This window comes from Bacillus sp. SIMBA_005, assembly GCF_046535585.1.
Lineage (GTDB): Bacteria > Bacillota > Bacilli > Bacillales > Bacillaceae > Bacillus > Bacillus pumilus.
In genome coordinates this window covers 1-265 of sequence record NZ_JAWRWI010000547.1, presented here as the reverse complement: position 1 = coordinate 265, position 265 = coordinate 1, and the positions used below count along the sequence as shown (strand labels likewise).

The 265-nt window shown below is 41.9% G+C and carries 1 protein-coding gene; it reads left to right on the top strand.

The window, feature by feature from the left end:
- The coding region (locus SB660_RS21240; protein ID WP_410584368.1) for an AMP-binding protein at positions 1-265 on the top strand (265 nt) is incomplete at both ends.

The window sequence follows — 265 nt, the reverse complement described above, 5'->3', positions numbered from 1 at the left end:
ATGTGTTAAAGCAAGTGGCAACTGATCCTACGCGTGTCCTGAAAGACATCAGCGCTGTAAATGAAGAAGAGCGCGGAATGCTCCAGGATTTTAATAAGCAGTCCTCTAATTATACGGTGAATAAAACGATACAAGACCTTTTTGAAGAACGAGCGGAAAAGACACCTGGCCAAACAGCGGCTGTCTATGCAGGAAAGCATATCACTTATAAAGAGCTAAACGAAAAGGCAAATCAAGTTGCAACATTATTAATGGAAAAAGGGGC